Consider the following 15,894-nt stretch of genomic DNA (forward strand, 5'->3'; position numbering starts at 1 on the left):
CGGACGAGGAGCGGTCACAGTGCAGCGCTGGCGTGGCTTGGAGGACATCCCCCAGGACTGGGGGCGCAGCGTCGTCACCATCGGCTCCTACGACGGTGTGCACCGCGGGCACCAGCTGATCATCGGGCGGGCCGTCGAGCGCGCCGGGGAACTCGGCGTCCCCTCCGTGGTGGTCACCTTCGACCCGCACCCCTCCGAGGTCGTGCGGCCCGGCAGCCACCCGCCGCTGCTCGCCCCGCACCACCGGCGCGCCGAGCTGATGGCCGGCCTCGGCGTGGACGCGGTGCTCGTGCTGCCGTTCACCGCCGAGTTCTCCCAGCTGTCCCCGGCCGAGTTCATCGTCAAGGTGCTCGTCGACAAGCTGCACGCGAAGGCCGTCATCGAGGGCCCCAATTTCCGCTTCGGACACCGCGCCGCCGGAAACGTCGCCTTCCTGTCCGAGCTCGGTGCCACCTACGACTACGAGGTCGAGGTCATCGACCTGTACGTGAGCGGCACGGCGGGCGGCGGCGACCCCTTCTCCTCCACCCTCACCCGCCGGCTCGTCGCCGAGGGCGACATGGCCGGCGCGGGTGAGATCCTCGGGCGTCCGCACCGCGTCGAGGGCATCGTGGTCCGCGGCGCGCAGCGCGGCCGCGAACTGGGCTTCCCGACGGCCAACGTCGAGACCCTCCCGCACACCGCCATCCCGGCCGACGGCGTCTACGCCGGCTGGCTGACGGCCGACGGGGAGCGGATGCCGGCGGCCATCTCGGTCGGCACGAACCCGCAGTTCGACGGCACGGAGCGGACGGTCGAGGCCTATGCGATCGACCGCGAGGGCCTCGACCTGTACGGACTGCACGTGGCCGTGGACTTCCTCGCGTACGTCCGAGGGATGCTGAAGTTCGACACCCTGGACGACCTGCTCGAAGCGATGGCCGGCGACGTGAAGCGCTGCCGGGAGCTGACGGAGGCGTACGATCTGGAGCACCCCCAGGCCGGCTAGCCCGCCGCCGTACGCTCATTCGGTACCGCCCGGCCGCGAGACGGGAGGCGACGCGCCTCCCGTCGGCTCAGAGCACCGCCTCCCGCGCCACCCAGTGGCAGGCCGCCTCCTGCTCCCCGCCGCCGCCCAGGACCGGCAGGCTCTCCCCGCGGCAGCGGTCCGCGACCGCCGCCGCCTCGCCCGAGGCGAGGATCTGGCAGCGGGCGTGGAAGCGGCAGCCGGACGGGATGCGGGACGGGTCCGGCGGCTCGCCCGTCAGCACCACCGGAGCGCCCCCGGACTCCGGGAGCACCGACAACAGCGCCTGGGTGTACGGATGCCGAGGCCGGGTCAGGACGGACTCCACCGTGCCGGTCTCCACGACCCGGCCCAGGTACATCACCGCGACCCGGTCCGCGATGTTCCACGCGAGACCCAGGTCGTGCGTCACCACCAGCGCGGAGAGCCCGAGTTCGTCCCGCAGGCGCAGGAGCAGCGCCAGGATCTCGCCCCGAACGGAGGCGTCCAGCGAGGCCACCGGCTCGTCGGCGACGATGAGTTCGGGCTCCAGGACCAGCGCGCCCGCGATGACGACGCGCTGCCGCTGCCCGCCGGACAGCTCGTGCGGGTAGCGCAGGAAGAAGCGCTCCGGCGGGCGGAGCCCGGCCCGCGCGAGGGCCCCGGCGACCGCCTCCCGCTCGTCGCCCGCGTAGCCGTGGATCCGCAGCCCCTCCGCCACCGCGTCGTACACCGTGTGCCGGGGGTTCAGTGAGCCGCTCGGGTCCTGGAGGACCAGCTGGGCCCGCTTCCGGTACGCCTTGAGGGCCCCGGCGCCGTAGCCGAGCGGCCTCCCGTCGAAGGAGACCGTCCCCGACGTGGGCCGGACCAGGCCGAGGAGCGAGCGGGCCAGGGTCGTCTTGCCGCAGCCCGACTCCCCGACGAGGGCCACGATCTCGCCCGCGCCGATGTCCAGGTCCACCCCGTCGACCGCCCGGGCGGGCGGCGCGCCCCGCCGGCCGGGGAAGGTGACGTGCAGTCCACGAGCCGACAGCAGTGCCGCCGCCTTCGCCTCCGTACGTACGGCCGTCTCCGTACTCATGACGCGCTCCCCACATGGACGCAGGCGGCCCGGTGGTCCGTGCCCGCCTCCCGTAGCTCCAGATCGAGTGCGCCGCAGGCGTCCACCGCCACCGGACAGCGCGGGTGGAAGGTGCAGCCGCCCGGCAGGTCCGCCGGGTCCGGCGGGTCGCCCGGCAGTCCGCGCGGCGCACGCCGGGACGCGAGGTCCCCGACGCGCGGGAACGCCGAGGACAGCGCCCGGCCGTAGGGGTGCCGAGCGGCCTCGTACACCGCCCTGGCCGGACCCTCCTCGACCACCCGGCCCGCGTACATCACGGCAAGGCGGTCACAGGTGTCGGCGAGGACCGCGAGGTCGTGGCTGATCATCAGCAGGCTGATGGACTGCTCGGCGACGAGTCGCTCGATCAGCCGCAGGATCTGCGCCTGGATCATCACGTCGAGCGCGGTCGTCGGCTCGTCCGCGACGATCAGCTGCGGATCGCAGGCCAGCGCCATCGCGATCATCACGCGCTGCCGCTGCCCCCCGGACAGCTCGTGCGGATAGGCGGCCGCGCGCGCGGCGGGCAGACCGACGTGTTCGAGCAGCTCGCCGGCCTTCCTGCGGGCCGCCGCCGGGGTCGCCCGGCCGTGCACGAGCAGCGGTTCGGCGATCTGGTCCCCGATCCGGTGCACGGCGTTGAGCGAGTGCATCGCGCCCTGGAAGACGATCGACGCCCCCGCCCACCGCACGGCCCGGAGCCGGCCCCACTTCATGGTGAGGACGTCGTCGCCGTCGAGCAGGATCCGCCCCTCGATCCGCGCCGACGCCGGAAGCAGGCGCAGCAGCGCGAGGGCGAGCGTGGACTTGCCGCAGCCGGACTCGCCCGCCACGCCGAGTTTGCGCCCCGGCTCCAGGGTCAGGTCGACCCCGCGCACGGCGGGCACGGCGGTCGCGCCCGACCCGTACGTCACCCTGAGGTCCCGTACCTCCAGGAGGCTCATCGCCCCACCCCCAGCTTCGGGTTGAGTACCGACTCGACGGCCCGGCCGCACAGGGTGAACGCCAGCGCGACCAGGGCGATGGCGATGCCGGGCGGTGCCAGGTACCACCAGTGCCCGGAGGAGACCGCCCCGGCCTCGCGGGCGTCCTGGAGCATGCCGCCCCAGGAGACGACCGTCGGGTCGCCGAGCCCGAGGAAGGCGAGGGTGGCCTCGGTGAGGATGGCGGTCGAGATGCCGAGGGTGGTCTGCGCGAGCACCAGCGGCATCACGTTCGGCAGCACGTGCCTGCTCATGACGTGCCCGTGCCCGCCGCCGAGCGCGGTCGCCCGTTCGATGTACGGGCGGGACTCGACGGCGATGGTCTGGGCCCGGACGAGGCGGGCCGTGGTCGGCCAGGAGGTCACCCCGATGGCGATGACGACCGTCCACATCGACCGGGACATGACGGTGGCGAGCACGATCGCGAGGACCAGCGTCGGCATCACCAGGAACCAGTCGGTGATCCGCATGACGACGGTCGAGAACCAGCCGCCGTAGTGCCCGGCGATGATCCCCACGAGGGTGCCGATGGCCACCGAGAGCGCCGCGGCCAGCAGTCCGACGAGCAGCGAGATCCGCGCTCCCCAGACCAGCAGACCCAGCAGGGAGCGGCCGAACTGGTCGGTGCCCAGCGGGAACTCGGCGCTCGGCGGTTCCAGGGCGGTGCCCGGGGCCTGTGTCACGGACTGCACGTCGGCGCCCACGGTCCACGGGGCGGTCAGCGCGAGCAGCGCGATGAGGGCGAGCCCGGCGAGGCCGAGGAGCCCGGCGCGGTGGGTGCGGTACGCCTTCCAGAAGCGGGACACCGAGCTGCGGCGGCGTTCCCACCGCAGCGAGGCCGCCGACGGCGGCGCCGGCTCGGTCGTGGTCATCGGCCCACCCTGGGGTCGAGCAGCGGATACAGCAGGTCGGCGATCAGGTTCATCAGGATCATCGCTCCGGCGAAGACCACGAAGAGGCCCTGGACGAGCGGCAGATCGGGCACGCTGAGGGCCTGGTAGAACAGCCCGCCGAGCCCCGGCCAGGAGAACACCGTCTCCACCAGGATCGAACCGGCCGCCACATGGCCCAGGTTGATGAAGATCATCGTCACGGTCGGCAGGAGCGCGTTCGGCACGGCGTGCCGGCGCCGTACGTCGTCGTCGCGCAGCCCCTTCGCCCGTGCCGTCGTCAGATAGTCGCCGCCCATCTCGTCGAGGAGCGAGGAGCGCATCACGAGCAGGGTCTGCGCGTACCCGACGGCCACGAGCGTGACGACCGGCAGGACGAGGTGGTGGGCGACGTCGAGGACGTACGCGAAGCCGGTCTCGCCCGTGCCCGACTCCATGCCGCCGGTCGGGAAGAGCCCCGGGATCGGGCCGATGCCGACCGAGAACACGATGATGAGCAGCAGCCCGAGCCAGAAGGAGGGCACCGACCACAGGGTCAGCGCGATCCCGGTGTTCAGCTTGTCGCCGAGCCCGCCGTGGCGCCAGGCCGAGCGGGTGCCGAGCCACAGCCCGAGCGCCGAGTAGATCACCACCGCGACGCCCGTGAGCAGCAGCGTGGCGGGCAGTTTCTCCGCGATCAGGTCGCCGACCGGGGCACGGAACTGGAACGAGGTGCCGAGGTCGCCGCTCAGCGCCTTGGCGCAGTAGTCGGTGAACTGCTGCCACAGCGGCAGATCGAGGCCGAACTGGCGCCGCAGCGTGGCGAGTTGCTCGGCGGAGGTGGGCACGCCGTGCGTCATCGCCTTCACCGGGTCGCCGGGGATGATCCGGAACAGGAAGAAGCTGGTGACGAGGACGGCGAAGAGGGAGACGAGCGCGCCGCCCAGCTTGCCCGCCGCGTGGCGGAGGTAGCCGAGGGAGGAACCGGTGCGGGGTGCGCCGTCCGTGGCGCGGGCCTCTTCGGCCCGCACCACGTCGGCGGGGGTGCTCGCTGTCGTCACGGACTACTCGCGGTCGTCGGCGGTGGTGCGACGGCGGCGGGCGGTCCAGACGCCCACGGCGACGAGGACGAGCGCGACGGGGCCGAGGATCCACCAGAGGGTCGTCGAGGAGCCGGAGCTGTCGCCGTCGGAGGCGGAGGCCGTGGGCGTGGCCGACCACCAGCTCCAGTAGCCGTCCTGGCCCCACAGGTTTCCTGCGGCCTCGGGCATGGTCGTGATGGACGCGATCTGGTCCGTGCGGTACGCCTCGAGGGCGTTCGGATAGGCCATGATGTTCATGTACCCCGTGTCGTACAGCCGGGACTGCATCCGCTTCACCAGATCCGCCCGCTTGGCGGTGTCGTACTCCACCGCCTGCTGCGCGTAGAGCCCGTCGAACTCCTTGTCGCAGATGAAGTTGTCGGTGGCCCCGGAGTCCTTCGGCGTCGCCGGAAGCGTGCCGCAGGTGTGGATCGACAGGACGTAGTCCGGGTCGGGGTTGACCGACCAGCCGTCGAACGCGAGGTCGTAGTCACCCTTGACCCACGGGTCCGAGACGCTGTCCAGGCACTCGACCTTCAGGCCGATGCCCAGCGCGCCCCACCACTCCTGGAGGTACTTGCCGACCGCCTTGTCGTTCGGGTCGGTGGCGTGACAGAGGATCCGGAACTCCAGCGGCCTGCCGTCCTTGCCGATGCGCTTGCCCTCGGCGTTCTTCCGGTAGCCGGCCGCGAAGAGGACCTTCTCCGCGGCGACGGGGTCGTACGACCGCTTCTGGGCGTCCTCGGGCTTCCAGAAGTACGAGCCGAACCGTGGCGGGATGTAGCCCTCGCCCTCGACCGCGTGCCCCTGGAAGACCTTGTCGACGAGGGTGGTGCGGTCGACCGCGAGGAAGAGCGCCTTGCGGACGGCCGGGTCGAGCAGCGCCTTGTGGCCGTTGCCGAAGGTCTTGCCGTCCTGGGCCCTGGCGCCGGGGTTGGTGGCGATGGCGTAGAAGCGGCGGCCGGGGGCGTCGTTGACCTTGACGTTCTTCTGGGTCTTCAGCGCGGCGGCCTGGGCGGGCGTCAGGTTCGGTACGAAGGACACCTCGCCCTTCTGGAGGGCGGCGACGGCGGCGTCCCCGTCCTTGTAGTACTTGAAGACCAGCTCGTCGAACTTCGGCGCGCCCCGCCAGAACGTCTTGTTCGGCTTGAGCTTGATGTACTGGTCGACCTTGAAGTCCGTGATGACGAACGGCCCGTTGCCCACGATGGGGAACTGCTTGTCGTTGTTGAACTTCGAGAAGTCGCCGACCTTCTCCCAGACGTGCTTCGGCACGATCGGCACGTCGAGCGCGGTCATCGTGGCCTGCGGCTTCTTCAGGCGGATGACGAGCGTCTTCGGGTCGGGCGCGGTGACCTGCGCGAAGTTGGCCGTGAAGCTGCCGTTGGCGGTGGCGGCGTTCGGGTCGGTCATCATCTTGTTGAAGGTCCAGGCCGCGTCCTCGGCGGTGGCCGGCTTCCCGTCGGACCACTTCGAGTTCTCGCGGATCGTGTAGGTCCACGTCAGCTTGTCCGCCGAGGGCGTCCACGCCGTCGCCAGGCCCGGGACCGTACGGGCGTCCTTCGCGTCGTAGTTGGTGAGGTACTCGTACGCCAGCCGGTGGATGCTGGTCGAGGTGAGCTTCTGGGCGAGGAACGGACTCAGCGAGTCGATGCTCTGCGAGACGGCGACGGTGAGCGTGGTCCCCGCGGACTTGTCGTCCTCCGCGGCGGCGGTACCGGGGACGGCCACGAGCGAGACGGCGGTGACACCGGAGGCGAGCAGCAGACGGAGCGCTCGGTGAGTGGGGGCGTGACGGGGTGGAACCTTCGTGACCATGACCATGGGACGTGACCTCGCGTCGGGGGATCTGTCGTGGATCTTGGGCTGACGGTGAGTGAAGCGAAGGTTTATCAGCGGTGGTCTGCCGTCGTCAACGATCCCTCAAACCCCTTGTGGGCTGCGGGAATGCCAGAAGGCCCCGTACCGGTGAACCGGTACGGGGCCTCATTGGTCTACTCCTGTGACGCCTTACTGCTGAGGGGCTGGCGGAGCCTGCGGAGGCTGCTCCTGCGACCAGTTCGGCGGCGGGACCTGCCCCTGTCCCTGGTCGTGGCCCTGCGGCTGCCCGTGACCGTGATCCTGCGGGTCGGCCTGCGGAGGCAGCGGCTGACCCGGCTGCGGCTGCTGCCAGCCCTGCGGCATGCCGGGCTGGCCGGGAGGCGCGCCGTACGGCTGTCCGGGCGCGGGCTGTGCTCCGTACGGCTGACCCGGCGCGGGCTGCCCGGGCATCGGCTGCTGCCCCGGCACGGGCTGGGCCCCGTACGGCTGTCCGGGCGCGGGCGGCGCGCCGTACGGCTGCCCAGGCGCCGGCTGCTGACCGTACGACTGCTGCGGCGGGTAGGGCTGACCGGGCGGCTGCTGGCCGGGCATCGGCTGCCCCGGGATCGGCTGTCCTGGCATGGGCTGTCCGGGCATGGGCTGAGTCCCGTACGGCTGCCCCGGTACGGGCTGTCCGGGCGCGAACTGCCCCGGCACCGGCTGTCCGGGCAGGGGCTGACCGGGCATCTGGTGGCCCGGCATCGGCGGGGCCATGTGCGGCGGCAGCGCACCCTGGCCGTCGCCGGTCCACAGGCCCTGCGCCTGCTGCGCCCGTACGAAGTCCTCGGCCACCATCGCCGAGAGGTGGAAGTACGCCTCCCGGGTCTTCGGCCGCATCATGTCGAGGTCCACCTCGGCGCCGGCCGACAGGTGCTCGTCGAAGGGCACGACCACGACGCCGCGGCAGCGGGTCTGGAAGTGCTGCACGATGTCCTCGACCTTGATCATCTTGCCGGTCTCGCGGACCCCGGAGATGACCGTGATGGAGCGCTGCACCAGGTCCGCGTAGCCGTGCGCGGAGAGCCAGTCCAGCGTCGTCGACGCGCTGGACGCGCCGTCCACGGAGGGAGTGGAGATGATGATCAGCTGATCGGCGAGGTCGAGCACCCCGCGCATCGCGCTGTACAGCAGACCCGTACCCGAGTCCGTGAGGATGATCGGGTACTGCTTGCCCAGGACGTCGATCGCCCGCCGGTAGTCCTCGTCGTTGAACGTCGTCGAGACGGCCGGGTCCACGTCGTTCGCGAGGATCTCCAGACCGGACGGCGCCTGCGAGGTGAACCGGCGGATGTCCATGTACGAGTGCAGGTACGGGATCGCCTGCACCAGGTCACGGATGGTCGCGCCGGTCTCGCGCCGCACCCGGCGGCCCAGGGTTCCGGCGTCCGGGTTGGCGTCGATCGCCAGGATCTTGTCCTGCCGCTCGGTCGCGAGCGTGGCGCCGAGCGCGGTGGTCGTCGTGGTCTTGCCGACACCGCCCTTGAGCGAGATGACCGCGATCCGGTAGCAGGACAGGACGGGGGTGCGGATCAGCTCCAGCTTCCGCTGCCGCTCCGCCTCCTCCTTCTTGCCGCCGAGCTTGAAGCGGGCGGCGGCGCCGCCGGGCGTCCGGCTGGACTTGGGCTTCTGCTTGTTGTTCCGCAGCAGGCGGTCGGAGGACAGCTCGACGGCCGCGTTGTAGCCGAGCGGGGCGCCCGGCACGGACCGCTCCCGCTGATCGTGCGTCACGGGCGAGGGCCAGGCCGCCCCGGTCCGCGGGTCGACGGGCTGCCCGTCGTGCGGGGGCTGGGGAGCCGGGGCCTGCGGGGGCACGGCGGCGGGGTGCGGGTAGCCGTAACCGCCCTGGGCCTGCGGCGGCACACCGCCGGGGGGCCCGGGCTGTCCCCCCGGGCCCTGCGGGTAGCCGTAACCGGCCTGCTGCGGAGGCGTCCCGGGGTGCGGGAAGCCGTAGCCGCCCTGCGGGGCGGGAGCCGGCGGCTGGGGCTGCGACGCCTGGGGGGCGTGGGGAGCCTGGGGGTAGCCGTAACCAGCCGGAGCCTGGGGCTGGTCGTGCGGAGCCTGCTGGGCGTGCGGCGGCTGCGGCTGCGGCTGCGGGGCCTGCGGGTAGCCGTAGGCGCCGGGCGCCTGGGGCTGAGGCTGGGCCTGCGGCGGTACGGGGCCGGGCGCGCCGGGAGTGGGGGGCGGCGGCCACGCGGCGGCGGGCGGCAGCGGCGCGGCCTGGGGCTGCGGCTGGGCGCCCGGCTGCGCGGGCCACTGCTGGGCGGGCCCGGGAGCGGCCGGCTGGAACGACGGCGGCAGCGGCGGCAACCCCGCGCCGGCCTGCGGCCCGGCGGCCGGGAAGGGCTGCCCGGGCACGGGCGCGGGCGCGGGGGCGGCGCCGGGGAACGGACCGGGGGCCGCGCCGGGCGCGAAGCCCTGCGGCGCGGCGTCGGCCGGCGGGTGGGGGACGGGGGCCATCGACTCCGTCAGCGCCTCGGGAGCGGCCGGGACGGCGTCTGGAAGCGCCGCGTCGCCGGAGGCGTCCGCGGGCACGGCGTCGTCGGCCGGCCCGGAGTCCGCGTCGGAGTCCGTCTCGGGGCCCTCTGTGCGCGGGCTCGCCACGGCCTCGGCGGGCCGGCCGGACGCGGCCTCGTCGTGCGCTTCCGGCACCTCGGGCGCCCCGGGCGTCTCGGACCCCGCGGGTGCGTCGGCGGAGAGGGCGTCCTCCGTGCCGGACTCCGTCACGTCCGTCACGTCCGTCGCCTCGGCATCGCCCGCCTCGGCCTCGGCCGGCGCGCTGTTGTCGGTGGTCGCGGTCGGCTCCTCGGCGCCGGCGCCGGGCGTCGCCGAGGTGGCGTGGGCGGCGGGGGTGGCCGCGGTGGCCTCCGCCGCGCGCTCCGCGATCTCGCGCTGTAGCGCGGCGGGGGAGAAGCGCATGGTCGAGCCGCTCTCGACGTCCCCGCCCCCGAACGGCGCCGCGGGCGCGGGCGCCGAAGCACCGGGCAGCGGGGCGGGCGGCGGGAAGGAGCCCGGCCCCGAGGCGTCGGGCGCCGCGACAACAGGAGGCGTGAGGGCCGGGGGAGCCGCGACAACGGGAGGCGTGACGACCGGGGGAACCGTGACCGGGGGCGTGGCGAGCGGAGGCGCCACGGCGGGAGGCGCGACAGCCGGAGGTCCGGCCACGGGAGGCATCCCGACCGGAGGCATGTGCGCGGCGACCGGAGGCGTGTCCGTCGCAGATCCACCCACCACGGGAGTGCCCGCTACAGGAGTACCCGCCACAGGAGTACCGGCTACAGGAGTACCGGCCACGGGCGTGCCCCCGGCCGGCGTACCAGCCGCCGGAGTGCCCGCGTTCCAGCTCGGCTCGAAGCCGCTGCCCGCCGGGAGGCCCGGGACCGGGACCGGTGCCCCGCTCGGGGGCGGGGGAGTGGCACCGCCGGCCCCCGCACCGCCCGACGCGTTCTGCGTGTACCAGGCCGGCGGGGTGTAGTCGATGGTGAACTCACCCGTCATCTCGGCGGGATCCGCGTCGGACTGATCGTCGGCGGGCGGACTCCAACCCCCGTGGATCTCGTCGCGATCGCCGTTCACTTTGCCTCCTGGTGTGGTCGAGCACCCTTGTGCCGTTGTGGGCGGGGCTCTTCCACCCTAATCGGCGCGGGCAACCCCCGGGCAGGCCCGACGGCCCCTCCGCACCGGTCCCCGTGACCCGGTCCGGTCGCCAAGTGACCTGACCGCGTCGCAGAGTGAGAACCCCGACCGTTCAAAACGATGCAAACACGGACGTACTTGAACGACTTCATGCCGTTCCGTGCCGTTCAGTCCATCCTGCGCGCGGCGCCCAACAATCCGGTCTCGGCGTCGGTGCCCTGCGTCATGACGAACTGCCGGTCGCGCGGCGTACACCAGAGCGTCACTCCGTCCGCGAGCGTGGAGAGCGCCTCGTACTCATGGCGCGGCAGGCTCATGATGCGGCCGATCTGGGTGGCCTCGTCGGGCGAGACCCGCTGGACGCCGACCAGCGAGGACTTCTCCAGGAGCCGGGGCGCGACCGGGCTCAGATAGGGCAGCAGCGTGACCACCGACTGCCAGGGCGCCGACACGACGCGGCCGCGCGGCGGACGCATGCCGCAGTCGCGGATCACGACCACGGGACTTCCCGCGGACGCGCCCTGCGGCGGCACGCGCCCCACGTCGTGCAGCGCGATGCACGGCTGGCCGCCGCCGGCGGCCTGCGCGAGCGCCGTCCAGGCCTGCGCGCGGCCGGTCTCGACCGCCACCCGGGCGCCCGTGGCGGCCGCCCGGAGGGCCAGTACCTGGGCGGTCCACAGACCGCCGATGAGCGTGATGTCGTACGGGACGGGCCGGTTGATGCCGAGCACGGCCGGCCGGCTCTCGGCGTCGACGCCGATCACCATGCCGTCGTCGCCGACCGGCAGGGCCAGCGCCTCGAGTTGGTCGAGGGGGACGGAGTGCCGGTCGCGGCGCGGCCCGACGAGCCCGAAGCCGAAGCGGGGCTTCACGGTCCGGCCCGTACCCCGGGAACCGGCGCCCCGTGAGGCGGCCCGGCCGGTGCCACCGGCGCCCGGACGGGCCGGCGTACCGAAGGAGGGAGAGGAGGAGGCGTGGGACATCAGCGCGCACCCCCCAGCGGAAGCGTCGCGAGGATGCCGGGCACCTGTTCACGGTCGAGTCGCACGAGTCCCGTCCTCACCCCGCGCGCGGCGCGCTCCAGTTCGTGCCGCGCGGCCACCAGTTCCTCGTCGCTGCGCCCGGTGATCCGTACGTGTCCGGTCACCGTCACCTCCTGCCGGTCCCCGCCGCTCAGCGTCAGGCTGAACGTCGTCGCGAGCGCGGGCAGCGAGGTCAGCAGGGCCACCAGCTGCGGCATCGAGGCCCCCGAGCCGCCCTGCCCGCCGAGCTGGGGCCAGCGCCCCACCCAGTACGTGGTGTGCCGCCGGTCGTCCACCCGCCAGGTCCGCGCGGTCTCCTGGGTCCGGCGCCCCTGCGTCTGCCCCCGCCCCGCCTGCGCTATCGCCATCGGGCTGGCGCAGGTCGAGGTGGCGAGCGCCGAGACGAGTTCCTGCTCCGTCAGCACGCTCGCCGCGAAACCGGCGCCCGCGAGCCGGCTCGCCAGTTGGTCCGCTGCCCGCACCACGCACTTCTGCGCGCCCTTGAGGCCGCCGCCGCGCGCGTCGACCGCCTCCGGACAGAGCTCGGGGTCGAGTTTGAGGGCGATCCAGGTGATCCGTACGGCGGGCGAACCCGTCTGCGCCTGGAGCGGCCCGTAGTTGCGCGCGGCCATCGACTGCGCGGGCAGGTGCGGCGCGGGAGCGGGCTGCGTGTGCTGCACGATCTGCGCCGACTCCAGCCGGATGCCGTCCACGCTCAGGACGTCCCGGACGAGCCCGACGGGCAGCGGCGCGGCCGCGCGGTCCGGGCGCAGCGCCGTGCCGTCCGCCTCGACCCGCAGGACCGCGGTCAGGAAGGTGCCGTCGCCGACCATGCCGACCGGCCGCCGGTCACGGTCGCTGTACGCGTAGGTCCGCAGGGCCGGATCGCACTCCACGACCGGCGCGAGCCCCGGCTCGGTGCCCTCGGGCACCGTGAAGGAGGACGCCTTGCGGGTACGCGTCCGCAGCGCGAGGAACGTTCCGAGCCACTCGGGAAGCGAGCGGCGGTGCCGGCGGACGACCGCCATCAGCACGAGCACGACGGCGACCACGCCCGCGGGGACCATCAGCATCGGCTCGACGACCCAGGCGACGAGCATCAGTGCCGCCGCCACCTCGATCAGTACGAGCTGTTGCAACTGGAACGAACCGAAGTGTCCCGGGCGCGCCTGGAGCTTCGGCGAGACCGAGGAAACAGGCCCCGTGGACGGGGGTGCGGAGGCGGTGGCCGCGGCGGGCCGCGTCCGCGTCGCGGAAACCATGATGGAGAATCCCCCTCAATTCATCCCGATCACCCTGGCCCGCCAGGGCTTTGGCGGCCGGATCACCCTACCCGCCCCACGAACCCCACGGGACAGCAGGCATAGTAGGGGGCCGGTCCGACAGCCGGGACCCGGGTGTCACCTCCCCCGGCTCCCGCGCGAAGATCGCGCCTGACGAGAATGGGGACTCATGGCATCGCGGCGGGACGAGCTCAACGCGTACACCTTTGCGAAGAAGCGCACGGTGGCGGCATTCCTCCAACCCTCGCCCTCCGGCACGGAGGAGGGGGCGCCGAAGCCGCTGCGCGCGATCCTCCCCGGGTTGATCGTCGCCGCTCTCGTGGTGGCCGGCTTCGGCGCCTGGGGCATGTTCAAGCCGCAGGCCCCCAAGGGCTGGGACACCCCGGGCACCCGGGTGATCGTCGGCAAGCAGTCGACGACCCGGTACGTGGTCCTGGAGACCGGCAAGGGCAAGGACAAGAAGACCCTGCTCCATCCCGTGCTCAACCTCGCCTCCGCGCGGCTCCTCCTCGACCCCGAGCAGTTCCAGGTCGTCCAGGTCGCCGACAAGACGCTCGACGAGGGCAAGGGCACGCCCCCGCGCGGCCCGATCCTCGGCATCCCGTACGCCCCCGACCGGCTGCCCACCGCGGACGAGGCGGGCAAGGCCAAGCGCTGGGCGGTCTGTGAGCAGCCCGGTGGCGGCACGGGCGCCAGCGTCCAGAAGGCGACCTTCGTCTTCGCCGAGCGGGATCTGCCGCTCACCGAGGGCAAGGGCAAGCTCGGCGACGGCGAGGTCCTCTACGTCAAGGGGCAGGCGGGCGCGGCACAGTTCCTCGTCGACCACACCGGTACCAAGTACCCGGTGAAGGCCGAGTCCACCGGACTCGTCACCGCCCTGTTCGGCCTCTACGCGAAGCCGCAGGCGGTCACCGACGACTGGCTCGCCACGCTGAAGACCGGTGACGAGATCGACTTCCCGCACATCGACAGCAACGAGGTCGGCCGCACCACGCAGATCCCCGGCTCCACCCTGACCGCGACCGAGAGCCGGATCGGCAACGTCCTGGTCGCGCCCACCGGTTCCGGGCCCCAGAGCTACGTCGTCCTCCCCGGCAAGGTGCAGCCGGTCACGCCGTTCACCGCATCGCTGCTCATCAGCGCCCCGCAGACCCGGCCCCTGGACATGGACGGCAAGGCCACCCCCGCCGACGCCTCCTCCTTCGTCCCCGACCCGACCGTCTTCCACGGTGAGGTGAACTGGCCGAAGAAGAAGTCCAAGCAGGTCAACTCCGTCACCGGAGCGGACGCCCGCGACACCGTCTGCAGCGTCCTCACCGGAGTCGACGAGAAGGGGCAGACGACCCTCGCGACCTGGGCCGGCCCCCAGTACCCCGCCGACATCACCGCGGGCGGCAGCAGCACGTACGTCACCCCCGGCACCGGCCTGCTGTACACCCAGACCCAGGGCAAGCAGCAGACGCCCGGCGGTTCGCTGTTCCTCGTCACCGACACGGGTCTCCGCTACGCGGTGCAGGCCAACGGCGACAGCGACTCCGCCCGCTCCGAGATCGGCGTCGGCGACAAGGAGAAGCCGACCGACGGACGCCCGGAACCCAGCGACGCCCAGAAGCGTCTCGGCTACGACAAGGTCGTGCCGGCCCAGGTCCCGATCGAATGGTCCGAGTTCCTCTCGAAGGGCCCCCGGCTCGACGCCAACAGCGCGGCCCAGCCGCAGGGTTCCTAGGGGGTGGCACCGATGACGACGACCACCCGCGCCGCGGCCCTCCTCGCCGCGGGCACCCTCACCGCCCTCCTCGCGGCCCCCGGCGCGGCCTCGGCCGCGCCCGCCGCCCCGGAGCCCCGTGACGGCGCCGGCGGCACCCCCGTCCTCGACGGCAGCGGCGAGTGCACCTTCCCCATGAAGAAGCAGATCGCGGACACTCCCTGGCCGCTCCAGCGGGTCCTCCTCGACGAGCTGTGGCAGGACACCAAGGGCAAGGGCGTCAGGGTCGCGGTCATCGACACGGGTGTCGACGACGTCAACCCGCAGCTGAAGGACGCCGTCGACGCCAAGGCGGGCAAGGACTACCTCAAGCCCGACAAGGAGAACGGCGGCTTCGGCGACGAGCAGCGGGGCAAGACCGACGGCACCGTCGACCAGGTCGGCCACGGCACCAAGGTCGCCGGGATCATCGCCGCCCGCCCCGGCAAGGGCACCGGGTTCGTCGGGCTCGCGCCCGAGGCGACGATCATCCCGATCCGGCAGAACGACGAGAAGAACAGCGGCGACTCCGACTCGATGGCGGAGGCCATCAAGTGGGCCGTCGCCAAGGGCGCCCACGTCATCAACATCTCGCAGGACACCACCAAGGCACTGAAGCCGAGCTCGCCGATGGGCAGGGCGGTGGCCCTGGCGATCAGCCACGACGTCGTCGTCGTCGCCTCCGCCGGAAACGACGGCATGGACGGCAGGTCCAAGATGACCTACCCGGCCGCCTTCCCCGGTGTCCTCGCCGTCGCCTCCTCCGACCGGAACAACGAGCGGGCCGTGTTCTCCCAGGCCGGCCCGATGGTGGGAGTCGCCGCCCCCGGCGTCGACATCGTCTCCACGGTGCCCGGCGGCGGCCAGTGCGTCGACAACGGCACCAGCTTCTCCGCGCCGTACGTCGCCGGTGTCGCCGCCCTGCTGCGCGCCGAGCACAAGGACTGGAGCGCGGCCCAGATCGTCGCCCGGATCGAGCAGACCGCCGTCCGCTCGATCAACGGACGCGACGACTACGTCGGTTGGGGCGTGGTCGACCCGGTGCGGGCACTCGCCGACACCCCCGGGGCACCGCCCACGGCGCCCACGCCCGACCCCCGCCCGCCCAAGCCGCCGGCTCCCGAGCCGGCGCGTCTGGCGCTGTCGGAGACGCCTCAGGAGCGCTCCGAACGGCTCGCCACCTACACGTTGGGGATCGGAGTCGTCCTGGTGGCCGTGGTCGCCGGGACCGCCACCGTGATCCGCGACAGCCGACGTCGAAGGGGGGTCCGTTGACCCGCTCGTCGGTCAAGTATCCCGACCGTCCTTTGCAGTTGGAACTGCCGCCGTCAATG

The 15,894-nt window shown here is 73.0% G+C and carries 11 protein-coding genes; 3 read left to right on the forward strand and 8 right to left on the reverse strand.

Translation table 11 applies throughout. The annotated features are described in order from the left end of the window. Positions 1-19: 19 nt before the first annotated feature. On the forward strand, positions 20-988 hold the full coding sequence (locus ACIP84_RS33940; RefSeq protein WP_355970220.1) for a bifunctional riboflavin kinase/FAD synthetase: 969 nt from the start codon (positions 20-22) through the stop codon (positions 986-988). Between the two features lie 67 nt (positions 989-1,055). Here the strand turns inward: ACIP84_RS33940 and ACIP84_RS33945 are convergent, their stop codons facing one another. The 8 genes from ACIP84_RS33945 to eccE form a co-directional block, all read right to left on the reverse strand. After that, positions 1,056-2,066, reverse strand: coding sequence for an ABC transporter ATP-binding protein (locus ACIP84_RS33945; protein WP_401803213.1), 1,011 nt, complete (start codon positions 2,064-2,066; stop codon positions 1,056-1,058). Further along, positions 2,063-3,028 carry an ABC transporter ATP-binding protein gene (locus tag ACIP84_RS33950; RefSeq protein WP_355970214.1) on the reverse strand — a complete coding sequence of 322 codons (966 nt, stop codon included), beginning with the start codon at positions 3,026-3,028 and terminating at the stop codon, positions 2,063-2,065. Before ACIP84_RS33950 ends, ACIP84_RS33945 begins: the two co-directional genes overlap by 4 nt. Then, the gene (locus tag ACIP84_RS33955) at positions 3,025-3,939 is read right to left on the reverse strand and encodes an ABC transporter permease (protein ID WP_401803217.1); all 915 of its coding nucleotides are present in this window, start codon (positions 3,937-3,939) and stop codon (positions 3,025-3,027) included. The genes ACIP84_RS33950 and ACIP84_RS33955 overlap by 4 nt, the downstream gene beginning before the upstream one ends. Continuing rightward, on the reverse strand, positions 3,936-4,997 hold the full coding sequence (locus ACIP84_RS33960; RefSeq protein WP_030322438.1) for an ABC transporter permease: 1,062 nt from the start codon (positions 4,995-4,997) through the stop codon (positions 3,936-3,938). Before ACIP84_RS33960 ends, ACIP84_RS33955 begins: the two co-directional genes overlap by 4 nt. A gap of 3 nt (positions 4,998-5,000) precedes the next feature. Next, entirely contained in the window at positions 5,001-6,836 is a 1,836-nt protein-coding gene (locus tag ACIP84_RS33965) for an ABC transporter substrate-binding protein (RefSeq protein WP_401803257.1), read from the reverse strand. 192 nt (positions 6,837-7,028) lie between these two features. Then, positions 7,029-10,451 carry an SCO5717 family growth-regulating ATPase gene (locus ACIP84_RS33970; RefSeq protein WP_401803221.1) on the reverse strand — a complete coding sequence of 1,141 codons (3,423 nt, stop codon included), beginning with the start codon at positions 10,449-10,451 and terminating at the stop codon, positions 7,029-7,031. A 227-nt stretch (positions 10,452-10,678) separates the two neighbouring features. Beyond that, complete coding sequence (locus ACIP84_RS33975; RefSeq protein ID WP_355969202.1) at positions 10,679-11,494, reverse strand: hypothetical protein; 816 nt, start codon at positions 11,492-11,494, stop codon at positions 10,679-10,681. After that, entirely contained in the window at positions 11,494-12,795 is a 1,302-nt protein-coding gene (gene eccE, locus ACIP84_RS33980) for a type VII secretion protein EccE (RefSeq protein ID WP_401803224.1), read from the reverse strand. Before eccE ends, ACIP84_RS33975 begins: the two co-directional genes overlap by 1 nt. A gap of 190 nt (positions 12,796-12,985) precedes the next feature. Here eccE and eccB point away from each other — a divergent pair, with 190 nt between their 5' ends. Both eccB and mycP read left to right on the forward strand, forming a co-directional pair. After that, on the forward strand, positions 12,986-14,542 hold the full coding sequence (eccB, locus tag ACIP84_RS33985) for a type VII secretion protein EccB (protein ID WP_401803227.1): 1,557 nt from the start codon (positions 12,986-12,988) through the stop codon (positions 14,540-14,542). Positions 14,543-14,554: 12 nt separating this feature from the next. Then, complete coding sequence (gene mycP, locus ACIP84_RS33990) at positions 14,555-15,835, forward strand: type VII secretion-associated serine protease mycosin (RefSeq protein WP_401803230.1); 1,281 nt, start codon at positions 14,555-14,557, stop codon at positions 15,833-15,835. Positions 15,836-15,894 lie beyond the last annotated feature (59 nt).

Source organism: Streptomyces sp. NPDC088707, assembly GCF_044752725.1.
Classification (GTDB): Bacteria; Actinomycetota; Actinomycetes; order Streptomycetales; family Streptomycetaceae; genus Streptomyces.